The sequence below is a fragment of the Rosistilla ulvae genome (assembly GCF_007741475.1).
Lineage (GTDB): Bacteria > Planctomycetota > Planctomycetia > Pirellulales > Pirellulaceae > Rosistilla > Rosistilla ulvae.
Genome location: NZ_CP036261.1, coordinates 5,345,561 through 5,360,215, shown reverse-complemented (window position 1 = coordinate 5,360,215; position 14,655 = coordinate 5,345,561). Strand labels below are relative to the sequence as shown.

At 58.6% G+C, this 14,655-nt stretch carries 14 protein-coding genes; 11 read left to right on the top strand and 3 right to left on the bottom strand.

Going from position 1 to position 14,655, the window contains the following annotated elements; translation table 11 throughout:
* Positions 1-27 precede the first annotated feature (27 nt).
* A complete protein-coding gene (gene topA, locus EC9_RS18875; RefSeq protein ID WP_145347666.1) occupies positions 28-2,769 on the top strand; it encodes a type I DNA topoisomerase in 2,742 nt (913 codons plus the stop codon).
* Positions 2,770-2,840: 71 nt separating this feature from the next.
* Here topA and EC9_RS18870 read toward each other — a convergent pair whose 3' ends face one another.
* On the bottom strand, positions 2,841-3,263 hold the full coding sequence (locus EC9_RS18870; protein ID WP_145347664.1) for a transposase: 423 nt from the start codon (positions 3,261-3,263) through the stop codon (positions 2,841-2,843).
* 326 nt (positions 3,264-3,589) lie between these two features.
* Between EC9_RS18870 and EC9_RS18865 the strand changes: the two genes are divergently transcribed.
* The 5 genes from EC9_RS18865 (at position 3,590) to EC9_RS18845 (ending at position 7,534) form a co-directional block, all read left to right on the top strand.
* Positions 3,590-4,036 carry a DUF1499 domain-containing protein gene (locus EC9_RS18865; RefSeq protein ID WP_145347662.1) on the top strand — a complete coding sequence of 149 codons (447 nt, stop codon included), beginning with the start codon at positions 3,590-3,592 and terminating at the stop codon, positions 4,034-4,036.
* A gap of 45 nt (positions 4,037-4,081) precedes the next feature.
* The gene (locus EC9_RS18860) at positions 4,082-5,164 is read left to right on the top strand and encodes a M42 family metallopeptidase (RefSeq protein WP_231745751.1); all 1,083 of its coding nucleotides are present in this window, start codon (positions 4,082-4,084) and stop codon (positions 5,162-5,164) included.
* Positions 5,165-5,241: 77 nt separating this feature from the next.
* Positions 5,242-5,640, top strand: coding sequence for an acyl-CoA thioesterase (locus tag EC9_RS18855; protein WP_145288299.1), 399 nt, complete (start codon positions 5,242-5,244; stop codon positions 5,638-5,640).
* A 164-nt stretch (positions 5,641-5,804) separates the two neighbouring features.
* Positions 5,805-6,242 carry an iron-sulfur cluster assembly scaffold protein gene (locus EC9_RS18850; protein WP_145347660.1) on the top strand — a complete coding sequence of 146 codons (438 nt, stop codon included), beginning with the start codon at positions 5,805-5,807 and terminating at the stop codon, positions 6,240-6,242.
* A gap of 20 nt (positions 6,243-6,262) precedes the next feature.
* Positions 6,263-7,534 (top strand): aminotransferase class V-fold PLP-dependent enzyme, encoded by a 1,272-nt coding sequence (locus EC9_RS18845; RefSeq protein ID WP_145347658.1) that lies wholly within the window; start codon positions 6,263-6,265, stop codon positions 7,532-7,534.
* Between the two features lie 97 nt (positions 7,535-7,631).
* On the opposite strand, the gene EC9_RS18840 is transcribed toward EC9_RS18845, so the two are convergent.
* The gene (locus EC9_RS18840; protein ID WP_145347656.1) at positions 7,632-8,792 is read right to left on the bottom strand and encodes a baeRF3 domain-containing protein; all 1,161 of its coding nucleotides are present in this window, start codon (positions 8,790-8,792) and stop codon (positions 7,632-7,634) included.
* 347 nt (positions 8,793-9,139) lie between these two features.
* Between EC9_RS18840 and EC9_RS18835 the strand changes: the two genes are divergently transcribed.
* From EC9_RS18835 to EC9_RS18820, 4 genes are all read left to right on the top strand, one after another.
* Positions 9,140-10,345, top strand: a complete 1,206-nt coding sequence (locus EC9_RS18835) for a VWA domain-containing protein (RefSeq protein WP_145347654.1) — start codon at positions 9,140-9,142, stop codon at positions 10,343-10,345.
* A 65-nt stretch (positions 10,346-10,410) separates the two neighbouring features.
* Positions 10,411-11,496 (top strand): ATP-grasp domain-containing protein, encoded by a 1,086-nt coding sequence (locus tag EC9_RS18830; protein ID WP_145347652.1) that lies wholly within the window; start codon positions 10,411-10,413, stop codon positions 11,494-11,496.
* A complete protein-coding gene (locus EC9_RS18825) occupies positions 11,493-12,548 on the top strand; it encodes a hydantoinase/oxoprolinase family protein (RefSeq protein ID WP_145347650.1) in 1,056 nt (351 codons plus the stop codon). Before EC9_RS18830 ends, EC9_RS18825 begins: the two co-directional genes overlap by 4 nt.
* Positions 12,545-13,168, top strand: coding sequence for an amino acid kinase family protein (locus EC9_RS18820; protein ID WP_145347647.1), 624 nt, complete (start codon positions 12,545-12,547; stop codon positions 13,166-13,168). The genes EC9_RS18825 and EC9_RS18820 overlap by 4 nt, the downstream gene beginning before the upstream one ends.
* On the opposite strand, the gene EC9_RS18815 is transcribed toward EC9_RS18820, so the two are convergent.
* Positions 13,165-13,596, bottom strand: coding sequence for a TM2 domain-containing protein (locus EC9_RS18815; RefSeq protein ID WP_145347645.1), 432 nt, complete (start codon positions 13,594-13,596; stop codon positions 13,165-13,167). The genes EC9_RS18820 and EC9_RS18815 overlap by 4 nt on opposite strands.
* 297 nt (positions 13,597-13,893) lie before the next feature.
* On the opposite strand from EC9_RS18815, the gene EC9_RS18810 reads away from it, so the two are divergent.
* Complete coding sequence (locus EC9_RS18810) at positions 13,894-14,616, top strand: ABC transporter ATP-binding protein (RefSeq protein WP_145099195.1); 723 nt, start codon at positions 13,894-13,896, stop codon at positions 14,614-14,616.
* Positions 14,617-14,655 lie beyond the last annotated feature (39 nt).

Genomic DNA, 14,655 nt, shown 5'->3' with positions numbered 1-14,655 from the left:
GCCCCCGTCGAGATGTGACGAAACCGCATGGCTAAACGCTCCGCTAAGAAATACGCATTTGATCCGAAAGAGGTCACCGGGAAACACCTGGTGATTGTCGAATCGCCGACCAAGGCGAAGACGATCAATAAATACTTGGGCAACGATTATTTCGTGATGGCCTCGGTGGGCCATGTCCGCGATCTGCCCAAGAGTGCTCCCAAGGGAGCCAAGCGGAAGGACCATCCCGTTCCAGGGGTCGATCTGCAGAACAACTTCTCGCCGACCTACGAGGTGATGCCCGATAAGAAGCCGACGGTCACCAATCTGCAAAAAGCTGCCAAACAGGCCCAAGACGTCTGGTTCGCGACCGACCTCGACCGCGAGGGAGAGGCGATCGCTTGGCATCTTGCCGAAGCGTTAGGCGTCCCCACCGCGCAAGCTAAACGCGTTGTCTTCAACGCGATCACCAAGGGCGATATCGCCCGAGCGTTCCAGAACCCGCGAACGATCGCGACCAACGTCGTCAATGCGCAACAAGCCCGCCGGATCGTCGATCGGATCGTCGGCTACCAAGTCTCGCCGCTGCTGTGGCGGAAGGTCGCGGGCGGGCTGAGCGCCGGCCGCGTCCAATCGGTCGCCGTCCGTTTGGTCGTCGAACGCGAACGGGAGATCGAAGCCTTCATTCCCGACGAGTTCTGGAAGATCAACGCGCTGTTTGCCACCGACCTGGCGAAAACCGGGGAGATCGCTGGCAAATGGAGCAGCTGGAGCGGCGAGGAAGAGCGAACGCTGAAGCAGCAAAACGAATGGCTCAGCCAACAGAAGTGTCTCCGCGCCGAACTGGTCCGTTTCGGCGGCTCCAAGTTTGAACCAAGCGACCGCGCCGTCGCACTCGATGCAGCCCAACAGCTTGGTTTCTCGCTCGACGAAGCGATCGAAACCGAAGATCCCAAAGGCAAGGGCCCGGCGAAGAACCGCGTCACTTTTGTCGGCCAAGTCGGCGATGCCCCCGAATACAAGATCACGTCGATCGAAACGCGGCGAACGACCAGCCGCCCCTCGCCGCCGTTTATCACTTCGACGATGCAGCAGGCTGCGGCCAACCGGCTCGGTTTCCAACTGCAGCGAACGATGCGGACGGCGCAACAGCTGTATGAAGGTATCGATCTGAAGGGGACTCGCGGTCAGACCGGTCTGATCACCTACATGCGTACCGATTCGACTCACTTGTCGGGCGAAGCGCTCGACATGTCGCGGACGTTCATCGAGCAGAACTACGGCAAGGACTACCTGCCCGAAAAACCGAACTTCTACAAATCGTCGAACAAAGACGCGCAGGAAGCTCACGAAGCGATCCGGCCGACCGACGCCACGTTGACTCCCGCGATCGTCAAATCGCACGTCAGCGACGAGCAGTACAAACTGTACAAACTGATTTGGGAACGGTTCATCTCGTGCCAGATGTTGCCAGCTCAATGGGATTCGACATCGATCGAGATCCAGCCAACCGGCGTCGATGCGACTCTTAAGGCGAGCGGCCGAACGCTTGTCTTCGACGGCTTCTACCGCGCGTCGGGCGTTCCAACCAGCGACGACATTGTGTTGCCAAAGTTGAACGAAGGGGAACAACTGGGGCCGATGGAAATCGATCCACAACAGAAGTTCACCAGCCCACCGCCACGCTTCACCGAAGCCAGCTTGCAGAAGCGGCTCGAGGAAGAAGGGATCGGCCGGCCGTCGACTTACGCGGCGATCATCAGCACGATTCAGGACCGCAAATACGTCGAACCTGTCGCCCAACGCGATCGCCGTCTGAAGGCGACCGATATCGGCAAAGTCGTCACCGACAAGCTTGTCGAAGCGTTCCCCGAGATCATGGATGTCGGTTACACGCGGCGGATGGAAGCCGGACTCGACGAGATCGAAACTGGCCAGGAAGAGTGGCAGAAATTGCTGCACCGCTTCTACGATCCGTTCAAAGACGCCTTGGAACAGGCGATGGAGAACACCAGCCACGCGAAGGCGGAGTTCGAACCGGCACCGGATCATCTGAAGTGCCCCAAATGCGGCGCCCCAACCTGCTACCGATTTGGCCGCAACGGACGCTTCCTCGGCTGCACCAAGTTCATGGTCGAACCGGTCGAAGTGCAAGCCGAAGGGCACGACGGAACCTATCTGTTGCAGAAGGCCCGCGGAAAAGCGCGGCCACAATTGCTGCACAAGGAAACGTCGGCCAAGTTGGGTTGGATGAAGTTGACCAAAGACGACAAGGCGAAGTTCCAAAAGATCTCCGACGAGATGCCCGAGCGATGCGATTACGCCGCGCCGATCGACAGCGAAGGCAACCCGATGCTGCCCGAGGAGACCGACGTGTTGTGCCCCGAAGATGGCACGCCGTTGATCAAACGGACCGGTCGTTTTGGGCCCTTCCTGGCTAGCCAAAACTACCCCGAGGTGAAGTTCATCTTGAAGCTGGATCCGAAGAAGGGAACCGTCGTCCTGCCGAAGACCGAACCGATGGTCAGCGAATTGACGTGCCCCAAATGCGAAGAGCATCCGCTGTACATCCGCGACAGCAAACGTGGGCTGTGGCTCTCCTGTTCCAGTTTTCCCAAGTGCCGTGGCCGCGTCGCCTATTCGTCGCTGGAAGAGGAACAACAGAAGAAGATCGAAGCCGATTGGGCCGCGTGGGTCGAAGCCCATCCGCTGCCAGTGATCAAGACGATCGAAGGCCAAGTCGTCGAAGATGGCTACGAGCCGAAGCTGCACACGATCGCACCAGCCTAAGCGAACTGGGCGAACCAGAATTTGAGGCACCAGCCGGCACGTGCTAGGCCGGATATTGCATCCACCCATCGCTAAATAAGTCTTTTTGATTGGCTATGGGCGAGCGAGCAGAAGAGTTGCTCTTTTGATCGGTCGGGTTTGCGTGAGCACGTAGGGTCCTTCTTTCCCTGGTCAGACTGCTGTCGCTGGGAACGATGCTGGCCGGTGCGATTGGGGAAGGCCAGTCGCTGCGGCACAGCCGGATCATGCCTTAGGCGGTCGTGATCGTTGGCATCTTCGTAGCCAGCGGCGATCCCGATGATGCGACTGGTGAGGTTTTCAGTTTGCGGATGGACCGTGTAGACGGGATCTCGAGGATCTGGGATCGCCTGGTCGATTCGACGAATCAAATCCAGCCGCTGGTCGGCCTCACGCAGAAGTAACAAGCCGCCATCGGAAGTCCAAGCACCGCCATCAAAATCGACTTCTACGGCTTGGCGACGGAGGCGTTTCAGAGCGGGGGGCGTCTACTCTTTGCCACAGCGAAGCCTTGGCCTGTGTGGACTTTGAAGTGTGGTAACTCCAATGCCTCCCAGGACTAAGGCTTTCGCACTAGGGACGCAAACCAATCAGCGGGTGCAGTCTCCGGGGTAGCGCGTGCCAGCGGATACCTCAAATTGAAGCCGTGATTTGCCTTGCCTCCACGCTCGACTGAATTGACAAATCAGGCGCGACAGGGAATTATGAGTCGCACTGGATTGGGACGCTGCAGTGGCGACTCGGCCACTCGCCCTGCAAAGCAAACGACGCGATCGTGAACCGAAACATCATGAGGAAGAGGATGGGAATTGCGATCGGAGCGATTGTCCTGCTGGTCACCGGGTGGGTCTTTTGGCAAGTCGACGACTGGAGCCGCGATTTCACGACGAATCACGCACAGCTCGATCCGGCGGCGGACGATCCGCTATTGCGGCCGGTTTTGGCAGCCGAATCGGTGGGCCAGCTGGCCGCCCGCGTTCTGTCGTTTGTAGAAACGACACCCCACTGGCAAGTGGAACGACAGCGTGGCGGCCCCGACGGAACCGAACTGCACCTGACGCGCACGACCTCGCTGTTCCGCTACGTCGATGACATTCAGGTCCGCATTTCGCCGGTCGACGGCGGGGCGCAGCTGGATGCCGAGAGCCAATCGCGGCTGGGCAAAGGGGATCTCGGCCAGAACCCGCGGAACCTGAAAGAGCTGGTTCGGGGCATCGACGGCTTTCCAAGTCTGCAGGAGCCGCGATAATCGGGGGATCATCAAACCGCACCAATGATTGAAAAGGATGTTCCATTGTCCCGCCTCGACCAACTCAATCCCGCTGCCGACGCTTTTCTGAAATCCGCCATCGAGACCCCCAGCCCCTCGGGTTACGAAGAACGGATCCAAGCCCTGGTCCGCGAATACATTCAGCCCGCTGCCGATGAAGTGCGCACCGACGTCCACGGCAACGTGATGGCGATCGTCAACCCCGACGCCGACACGCGACTGATGTTTGCCGGGCACTGCGACCAGATCGGGATGCTTGTCACGTATATTGATGAGTTAGGTTTTCTGTACGCCCAGACGATTGGCGGCTGGGATCCGCAACAATTGATCGGCCAGCGGATGATCGTCTGGACGAAAACCGGCCCGATCCCCGGATCGATCGCCCGGAAACCGATCCATCTGCTGAACGATGCCGAGCGGAAGAAGGTTGTGAATCTGAACGAGCTGTGGATCGATATCGGTGCCAAGGACCAACAATCGGCGTCGGAATTGGTTCGCATCGGCGATCCGGTCACGCTCAAACTGGAAATGACTCAACTGCAGGAAGGCTTGATCTCGGGTCCCGGAATGGACAATAAGACCGGCATGTGGGTCGTCATCGAAGCGCTCCGCCGCGCCGCTGGAATGGCTCCCACCTGCGGCATCTACAGTGTCTCGACCGTTCAAGAAGAGATCGGTTTGCGTGGTGCCACGACAGCCGCCGCTAGCATCAAGCCGCACGTCGGGATCGCCGTCGACGTCACTCACGCGACCGATTGCCCCACGATCGACAAGACCCAGCAGGGAGACATCAAGCTTGGTGGCGGACCGGTAATTTTCCGCGGCCCCAACATGAATCCGAAAGTCGTGCAGCGGTTGGTGCAGATCGCCGACGAACTGCGGATCCCGTATCAGATGGCTGCGGCGGGGCGAGCGACGCCCAACGATGCCAACGCGTTGCAGATCAGCAGCGGTGGCGTGGCGACCGGCTTGGTCGCGATTCCTAACCGCTACATGCACAGCGCCGTCGAAACGGTTTCGATGAACGACCTCGACAGCGCGGCCGAACTGTTGGCCAACTTCGCAGCTCGACTGACCGCCGAAGACGACTTCACCCCCAGCGTTTGATCTTTTCGCTTTTCATAAGACTGCCGGTCCAAGCGATCCCTTGGGCCGGCCCACCGCCTCCATCACAAACGCTCAACATGTCACAACAACACACGCTCACGATCCGCGTCAACTATCACGAAACCGATGGCCAGGGACGCGTTCATCACGCCAACTATCTCAATTATTTCGAGCGTGGCCGCGTCGAATTGCTCCGCAGTTTGGGCTCCAGCTACAAACAGTTCGAAGCCGACGGGCGGATGCTGGTCGTCGCCGAGATGAACGTCAAATACCACCAGATGGCGGAATTCGACGACGAGCTGACGCTGACGACAACGGTCTTGGAAGCTCACGGTGCGAGGATCCGCCATCGGTACGAGATCTTCCGTGACGACCAGTTGCTGGTATTCGCCGAATCGGTGATCGCATGCGTTCGCTCCGATGGAAGAGCCACTCGACTGCCGGCGGAACTTCAGCAGGGGCGACGCCGATCCTAGCCTCTCTCCTATAATGAAAGCAGGCCGTCGAGCAGGCTCAGCCGGTCGGCTCCTATCGTCTGCCCGCCCCAGTCAATAAACTGACAGTGGTGGGAACGATCTCTCGCCGACCGCCCTTTGACCCCGCGGATCACTCGCCTAACCGAACCTCTACAGCCGCCACCATGTCGAATTCTTATGGAGCGATCGATCAGACGTTGATCGATCATTTTGAGGATCCCTACCACCGTGGCGATTGCGAAGCGGCGACGCACGTGGCCGAGGGAGAAAATTCGTTGTGCGGCGACACGATGCAGGTGCAACTGAGAATCAGCCCCAGCGATGGCCAGATCGAAGAGGCGTGGTTCGACGGCGACGGGTGTGTGGTCAGCCAAGCCGCTGCATCGATGTTGATGGAGACGATCGAAGCGATGACGCCCGACGCGATCCGCGACTTCGACACCCGGGCGATGTTGGAACTGTTAGGTCCTTCGATCGCGGTCAGCCAACAAAAGTGTGGCCTGTTGGCCTGGCGGGTGCTGCAATTGGCGCTGCAATCGCCGCTGGATGAATTCGGCGACGGACCGACCTTTGGCGGCCCACATCTCGGCGAGGAAAACTGACAACCATCATTGGAACCAAATTGAATACGACAGAACGCTCTCCGCTGGCGATCGATGCTGCGGCCTATCGCCAAGACTTTCCTATCCTCTCGCGCCAGCTGCGCGAGGGCGTGCCGTTGGTCTATCTCGACAACGCCGCCAGCACCCAGCGGCCGCAAGCGGTCATCGATGCGATGGATGCCTGTTACGAGGGCTATTATGCAAACGTCCATCGCGGCATCCATACGCTCAGCGAAGAATCGACGCAGCAATACGAAGACGCTCGGCTGCGAGTCGCCCGGTTCCTATCGGTTGTAAACGAGTGCGAACTGATCTTCACACCTGGCACAACCGCCGCGATCAATCTCGTCGCTCGCAGCTGGGGCGATGCAAACATCAAATCGGGCGATGTGATCCTAACGACGATGATGGAACATCACGCCAACATCGTCCCCTGGCAACAGCTTGCCCAGCGGACCGGTTGCCGCGTCGAATTCGCTCCGCTGACCGAAGACGGCCGGCTGTGCATCGAATCGTTCGACAGGCGGCTGGCCGACCTGCAACCGAAGTTGGTCGCCGTAACCGCCGCCAGCAACGTGTTGGGGACGATCAATCCTGTCGCCGAATTGGTCGCCAAAGCCCGCGATGCCGGAGCGGTGACGCTGGTCGATGCGGCCCAAGCGGTCCCGCACGCGAAGGTCGATGTGAATCGATGGAACGCCGATTTCGTGACCTTCAGTGGACACAAGGTCTGTGGGCCAACAGGGATCGGCGTCTTGCATGGCAAGCAACAACTGCTCGACGCGATGCCTCCGTTCCTCGGCGGCGGAGCGATGATCCACCGCGTGACCACATCCGGTTTTGAACCGGCCGGTTTGCCCGAGAAGTTCGAAGCCGGAACGCCAGCGATTGCCGAAGCAATCGGCCTGGCCGCGGCGATCGATTACGTCGATGCCGTCGGTCTCGATCGGATTCACGCCTACGAGCTGCAACTGTGCACCATCGCACACGAAGCACTCCAAGAAATCGAAGGGGTGCACATCCTGGGTCCCGCCCCAAAACACAAAGCGGGGATCGTCAGTTTTGCGATCGACGGAGTTCATCCGCACGACATCTCGCAATGGCTCGATCGACGCGGAATCGCCGTCCGCGCGGGGCACCACTGTGCCATGCCACTACACGAATTGCTGCAGATCTCGGCTTCGACTCGGGCCAGTTTCTACTTCTATAACACTCCCGAAGAAGTGCTCCAGTTTGCCGACGCGGTGCGCAGTGCGCGGGACAAATTCAACCGTCCGCGGAAACGGACGTAGGCTCACGACGGGGATTGCCGCACGCCGTTGCCTCCACCACCGGCGCGCTACGCAGTGGAAACACTGCGTTTTGCGCCAGGTAGAAGATCGACGCCGATCAATACTTCAGCGTCGCCGCCATCTTCGCTCGGACCGGCATATCGCTAGCCGGTGCTGCGTGGATCCGGCCGCCATGGATGATCGTCTGCACCATCGCCGACTCGATCAAATCGCGACACTCCTCGCTCGGCCGCCCCTGCGGTGGTTGACCACTTTCCTGCAACACATTTCGCTCCCGGTGGAAGCTTCCGTAGAGCGTCGCGTCGCGATCGAAGAATAGTGTGTCAATTCGTCCCACCTGTGCGGCACACAATATCTCCCGTGCATCAAGCGTGACTGGGCGTTTCCGCTCACGGAACTCGCGGGCGTCGGAATCACGCTGCAGTTGCAGTTGATCGACGGCCAACGGCAACGCTTCGCGAAGCAGCTTTTCGGGGGAATATTGATCGATATTGCCCGTCATCACCTTCCCAACACGTTGCGAACAGACACTGTGTTCGCGATAGAGTGCTGTGTCCGCTTCGGATCCGGCAAGGATCAAGAAACCGGAACGATCGTGCAGATATGCACACACCGCTTCATCGACTTGTTGGATATATTCGATAAACGCAGGGGCAAGAGGGTCGACTTGGTCCTCGAGTTCATCGAAAGCCGCCTCCGGCGAACGTTGCAAAGCTTCCATTCCGGTGTGCACTAACATCGGTTCGCCTACAACCGTGCGAAGCGCAGCCTCGAAATTGACCGGGAGTCCAGCAGTATGGATCTGGGTAATCTCGGACAACGTGGCGCGATAAAATGCTAATTGTTGTTTGCTGATCGTCAGCAGATAAAAGTCGGCGAATTGGTTCTCCGCCAACAGCATCGGGCGGAGACAAAACGTGCCGGCAACGACGGCTCGAGAGTCGGGTTGGTCGTAGCCTGGAACAACTTCAAAAGTGTCGCCCGACAAGTAAATTGCAACACCTCCGCTCTGCGCCTCCCGGAAAGTAGGGTCCTCTTGAAGATCGCACAGCGGCCGCAAGAAATCGTGGGCATCTGTCGCCGACATCCAAAACTGGGCCAACTGTTGATGCGACTTTTCGATCAATTGACTCAAACCGATGTTGCCATCGGATGCCAACGCGCTGTCGGGGGATGCAGGCAAAAAGAGTGTGACGTGGGGCGTGCCTTGCAATCCGGCAAGACGCTTCACTTGGTCGCGATTGATTGAGTGAATCATTTATTCCTCCATGAGTAAAAGATATTCCGCAGACTGGACATCGAAGGTGCTCCGCAAAGTTTGTTCCGAACGTCAGTAAATGTTCAAAAATCGAACGAATTCGTTTAATGCCAGCATCCGATGCGTTATGCTTCTTGTGCTCGCGTCCTACCGCGCCACTGCAGCATCTCTCCTTTACTCGTGCCGGATCGCGGTGAGCAGTCCACCGCTGAAATCCAAACGCTAAAATTGCGTCTTACGGCAACGCGAATTTAGGCAATTTGGCCCGCACACAACATCTGGATTAACAAGTACCCAAGTTCGCGCGCTTGCTCCGTTCACAGGCACTTCGATCAGGTCCACACCCGATGGCGACTCCCAAACCAATCGCTCCCGAACAGCTTTGCCGCTGGCGTTTGATCCTCGGAGCAAGCTCGCAGGATCTGCTGAACCAGTACGGCGGCGGCGACCTTTCCCTCGACGCCGATCAGCAATTGATGGACGAAGCCTTGGCGGCGATCTACGACCAGACGCAGGAAGGTTCCGAATCGGGCGGCAAGCGTTCAGCCGGTTCGGGCGGATCCTCACCTCGGTTGGCAAAATGGCTCGGCGACATCCGCACCTACTTTTCCGAAGACGTCGTCGCCGTGATCCAACAGGATGCGATCGACCGCAAAGGGATGCGGGGTTTGTTGCTGGAACCGGAACTACTCAAAAACGTTCAGCCCAACGTGCAACTGGTCGGGACGCTGTTGAGTCTTGGTGGTCAGATTCCCGAGCGAACCAAAGAGACGGCGCGGATGGTCGTCCGAGCGGTCGCCGACAAGATCAAACTCACGCTGGAACAACGGATCCGGCAAGCGGTCCAAGGGGCGCTCAATCGGAACGAACACTCTCCGATCCCGCACGCCAACAGCATCGATTGGAAGTGGACGATCGGGCGGAATCTGAAAAACTACAACGCCCAATTGGGACGCTTGATTCCCGAACGGGTCTATTTCTATTCGCGGGCCCAACGGACGAACAACTGGACCGTGATCGTCGATATGGATCAGAGCGGTTCGATGGCCGATTCGGTTGTCTACGGCGCGGTCACCGGTTCGATCTTCGCCAGCCTCCCCGCCCTGAAGACACACGTCGTCGCCTTTGACACCGAAGTCGTCGACCTAACCGAGACCTGCGGCGACGATCCGGTCGACATGCTTTTTGGCGTTCAATTGGGCGGCGGCACCGACATCAACAAATCGGTCGCCTACTGTGAACAATTTATCACCGAACCGAGCGAGACGCTGTTCATCCTGCTGACCGATCTGTTCGAAGGGGGCAACCAATCGCAATTGGTCCGTCGATTGGGCGAGATGGTCGAATCGGGAGTCCGCGTTCTGTGCCTGTTGGCCCTCTCCGACAGCGGCACGCCCTGTTTTGACGAAGCCCTCGCCCGGCGACTGTCCGCTCTGGGCATCCCCTGTTTCGCCTGCACTCCCGATCGTTTACCCGAATTGGTCGAAGGGGCACTTCGCGGTCAAGACTTGCAATCGCTGGCAACTCGAATTAAGTCTGGGGACTCGCATTAACATGCCAGTCGACATCACCAAGCTTCGCGACTGGCACCGGCAATCATATTCAGGGCAGGTTTATCATGCAGGTCTTCATTGGTGAATACACAATCGGCGGTGGTCTCGTTTCAACTCCCTTGGCCTCGCTTCCGCAGAGCTTGCTGGCCGAAGGAACCGCCATGCATCACGCGATCTGCGACGACGCAAACCGATGTGCCCGCGTGGTCACGACGATCGACTCCCGTTTGCCCCATCGCATCGACGAGTCGATCCAAACGATCCCGGTCGATAGCTCCGCCGACCTGATCTCGCAATGGTTGGCCGCGTCGGCCGACTGCGACGCCGCGATCCTGATCGCACCGGAATCCGATCGGCTGCTCTATAAATTAGTCGCCGCGTTTCGAGGCTTCGGCCGCAACGTGATCGCAGGGAATGCCAACTTCCTCGCTTCGGCAACCGACAAATTACAACTGAGCCAACGTTTACGGGAAGCGAAGATTCCTCATCCGATCTCCTTTGGCCCACGGCAAGCTCCGCAGAAGACAAGGGACAAGGGATGGATCATGAAACCAAACGACGGCTGCGGAGCGATCGAGATTCAGCGTTTTGGCTCCTTCACCCACGCCGACAACCAACGCCGACGCCGCACCGGTGACTGGATTATCCAAGCCTATCACCCTGGGCAAGCGGTCAGCATCGCCGCGATCGTGACTCCCGTCGGGATCCATTGGTTGCCAGCCTGTTTGCAGAAAATCGAGTCCCCCTGTTTCACTTATCACGGTGGCAAATGCCCGCTCCCCGCCGCGATCGTCGACCGTGCCGAATCGTTAGCAGCCGCTGCGCTCGATGCCCTGATCGACCGATCGTCGCTCTGCGCCGATGCCGCCAGCCCGGTCGGCTACGTTGGCGTCGATCTAGTTCTCGCCGACGACCCGCGCAACGATGTCGTGATCGAGATCAATCCTCGATTGACGACCTCTTATGTTGGCGTTCGCCATTTGATGAAAAGCAATCTTGCTGCAACAATGTTCGGCCTCGACGCGGCACCGCCGGTTCTTGATGGCTCGGTTTCCGCAGTCCGTTGGGACGGGGCGGGGCGTGTCGACATATCGCCGACCGGCTCCGGCCCCTGCCGCCGCAACCCATCCAAAATTCCGCAATCGCAATGAACGACGCCATGTTGGCCCAAGCAGCCGCCTCGAAATCCGAACCGCCCGACATGCGTTGGATCGGAATCGACGTCGGCGGTGCCAACATCAAAGCCGCCGATACCTCGGGCTGGACGTCCGCCGAATCCTTTGCGTTGTGGAAGTATCCCGAACGTCTAGCGGATCAACTGAGACAGTTGCTGCCAACTCCAACCGCAGCAACGCGATACGCCCTGACGATGACCGGCGAACTGGCCGACTGTTTCCTCGATCGCTCGCAAGGTGTTCGCCAGATCGTCGACGCCGTCGTTGAAGCCACGCAATTGAAAGCGTCCGCCGGCGTCGATCCACTGTGCATCTACAGCTTGGATGGCCAATGGCTGCGAGCCGATGAGGCGAAGTCGTCACCAGACGACGTCGCGGCGGCGAACTGGCACGCGACGGCCAGCTACGCCGCACGATATCTCGGTGACAATGAAACCGGATTGATGATCGACATCGGGTCGACGACAACCGATCTGATCGCAATCGATTCCCGCGGCGTGCAAACGCGTTCGCGGACCGACGTCGACCGTCTGGAACGTTCCGAATTACTCTACCTTGGCGTCGGGCGAACTCCACTGTGCGGTCTGACTTCGTCCCTGCCGTTTCGGGGACGCGACATTCCTGTGATGGCGGAGTTCTTCGCAACGACCGACGATTGTTTTTTGGTCCTGGGTCGAACCGCAGCGATGCCCGAGAATTGTGATTCGGCCGATGGAAAGCCGCGAACTGTCGAGAACAGCGTCAATCGGATCGCCCGCATGTTTGGCCTGGATCACCGCAGCTTCACTTTTGACGACGCGGTCCTCGCATCCAATCAGATTGAAGCGATTTTGAAAGATCGCATCGCCACGGGAATCGCCAAAGTTGCAAGCGATTCATCCGCGTGGGTCATCGCCGGGCATGGCGAATGGTTGTTGCCCAAGTCGGTGGCGCGGCAGATTTCGCTGACTCAAGAGCTAGGGGCCGAGCGGTCCCGTGTCGGTCCGGCTTACGCGCTCGCCTGCCTCGCCGAGGCGACTTTCGCATGACCGACAAAAAGCCTCCCATCCGAGTCGTCAAGCTCGGCGGCAGTCTATTGATCAACGCCGACCTCGAGGTGGCGGTTCGGCGATGGTTGACGGCTCAGACACAGCGGAAGACAGCGATCATCGTAGGCGGCGGAGAACTGATCGACGTGATGCGAGCGATGGATCGACGCTTTGAACTCGATCTCGCCGCGATGCATTGGCGTTGCATTCGGCTGTTGCGACACACCTTCGAGATCGTGGCGGAGCTGATGCCCGAGCTTGTCCCGATCGGCGACGCGACAACCCTGAATCGATGGAGCCACGATTCCAGAGACCGATCTGCGGCGTTGGTCGCTGTCGATGCGTTTTACGGTCCAAACTCGCGCGGTCCGATCAGTCTGCCAACGAACTGGGCGACGACCACCGATTCGATCGCAGCCCTGCTGGCTCAACAGTTAGAAGCGACGGATCTAGTGCTTTTAAAGAGCTGCTCCGTCGCAAAGGAGATCGATTGGCCGGAGGCCGCGCGACGCGAGATCGTCGACGCCGCCTTTCCGCAATTCATCGAAGGCATCCCCGAGGTGCGAATGGTGAATCTAAAGGATCACCTGCCAGGGACGACTCTGCAACGAGAGGACTAACCCATCGTCATCGCCGATTGGCCAGCGTAAGCCTCGTAATTGCATTCGCTGACCTGTGCGTTAAGTGTCCACATGTCGTATAGATATCCAAACATGAATAGTCCGCCGGTACAGAGCCACAACAGGCCGGTCAGCCACTTGCCCATGTAGAAGCGGTGGATTCCAAACACCCCAAGAAACGTCAGCAGAATCCAAGCGACGTTGAAGTCAAACGGACCGCTGTTGTAACGTAGGTTCGCCGTGCGGCTCATGCTTGGGATCAGGAACAGATCGATGATCCAACCGATCAAGAAGAAGCCGAGGGTAAACGCCCAGATCGTGCCACTGATCGGGCGACCGAAGTAGAATCGGTGGGCTCCAAAAAATCCGAAGATCCAACAGATGTAGCCGATCGTGGTCGAGTGCGTTTGCGGTTGATAGGTATTCATATTGGTTCACCTTGGCAGCTTGCGAGCGTTGATTCGGAAAGGAATTCGTTCCAGGTTGTCGATCTTGGCGTAATTCGCCGCGTTGTTTTGCATTGTCGCAAAACTCATGCCAAGAATCGACGGACGTTTTGGGTGTACGCGGACTCGGTTCCCATCGATAATAGCCGCTGGAGTGGAGGCTTTAGCCGATCGATGCTCCGATTCATCGCAGAAGAGTTCGCCTGAAGGCTCGACTCCAACGGCCAATCCGTCTTCAAATTCTCTCCGTCCTTTAGCCCCATTTTTTCAAAGTAACCGATGTCGCACGCAGGCTCGCAAACCGCAGTTTTCCGAGCTGTCGACGTCGCGAAGATCTATCGCATGGGAGAAGTCCAGGTGCACGCGCTGCGAGGCGTTTCGTTGGACCTGTTCGACGGCGAGTTCATCGTTTTGCTGGGCGCCTCGGGCAGCGGCAAGTCGACGTTATTAAACATCCTCGGCGGGCTCGATACGCCGACCTCCGGAACGGTTCATTATTTGGACCGCGAGCTGACAGCAAGCGACGATGCCGAACTCACCCAATACCGGCGGCAGAGCGTCGGATTTGTCTTCCAGTTCTACAATCTGATCCCCAGCCTGACAGCTCGAGAAAATGTCGAACTGATCACCGAGATCGCCAGTTCGCCGATGGATCCGTTGGAAGCCTTGGAACTGGTGCAATTGCGTGACCGAGCAAATCACTTTCCCGCTCAATTGTCCGGCGGCGAACAACAGCGAGTGGCGATCGCGCGGGCGATCGCTAAGAAACCGAAGGTCTTGTTGTGCGATGAACCAACCGGCGCGTTAGACGTTCACACCGGGATCGTCGTCTTGGAAGCGATCGCCAGGATCAATCGCGAACTGGGAACCACGACTGCCGTGATCACGCACAATGCCGTGATCGCGCAGATGGCCGATCGCGTGATCTCGCTGTCCGATGGGCAGATCGCGGGCGTGCAGACCAACACCGACAAACGATCGGCTCAGGCGTTGCAATGGTGATCCCAAGCGACGCCCGTCGGCGTGAGCTACCCGATACGA

Bases quoted from the DNA above. Each gene is read 5' to 3' on its own strand.
- EC9_RS18855 (WP_145288299.1), top strand. From the start codon at position 5,242: ATGTCACAACAACACACGCTCACGATCCGCGTCAACTATCACGAAACC.
- EC9_RS18835 (WP_145347654.1), top strand. From the start codon at position 9,140: ATGGCGACTCCCAAACCAATCGCTCCCGAACAGCTTTGCCGCTGGCGT.
- EC9_RS18810 (WP_145099195.1), top strand. From the start codon at position 13,894: ATGTCGCACGCAGGCTCGCAAACCGCAGTTTTCCGAGCTGTCGACGTC.
- EC9_RS18825 (WP_145347650.1), top strand. From the start codon at position 11,493: ATGAACGACGCCATGTTGGCCCAAGCAGCCGCCTCGAAATCCGAACCG.
- topA (WP_145347666.1), top strand. From the start codon at position 28: ATGGCTAAACGCTCCGCTAAGAAATACGCATTTGATCCGAAAGAGGTC.
- EC9_RS18850 (WP_145347660.1), top strand. From the start codon at position 5,805: ATGTCGAATTCTTATGGAGCGATCGATCAGACGTTGATCGATCATTTT.
- EC9_RS18830 (WP_145347652.1), top strand. From the start codon at position 10,411: ATGCAGGTCTTCATTGGTGAATACACAATCGGCGGTGGTCTCGTTTCA.
- EC9_RS18820 (WP_145347647.1), top strand. From the start codon at position 12,545: ATGACCGACAAAAAGCCTCCCATCCGAGTCGTCAAGCTCGGCGGCAGT.
- EC9_RS18840 (WP_145347656.1), bottom strand. From the start codon at position 8,792: ATGATTCACTCAATCAATCGCGACCAAGTGAAGCGTCTTGCCGGATTG.
- EC9_RS18815 (WP_145347645.1), bottom strand. From the start codon at position 13,596: ATGAATACCTATCAACCGCAAACGCACTCGACCACGATCGGCTACATC.
- EC9_RS18865 (WP_145347662.1), top strand. From the start codon at position 3,590: ATGGGAATTGCGATCGGAGCGATTGTCCTGCTGGTCACCGGGTGGGTC.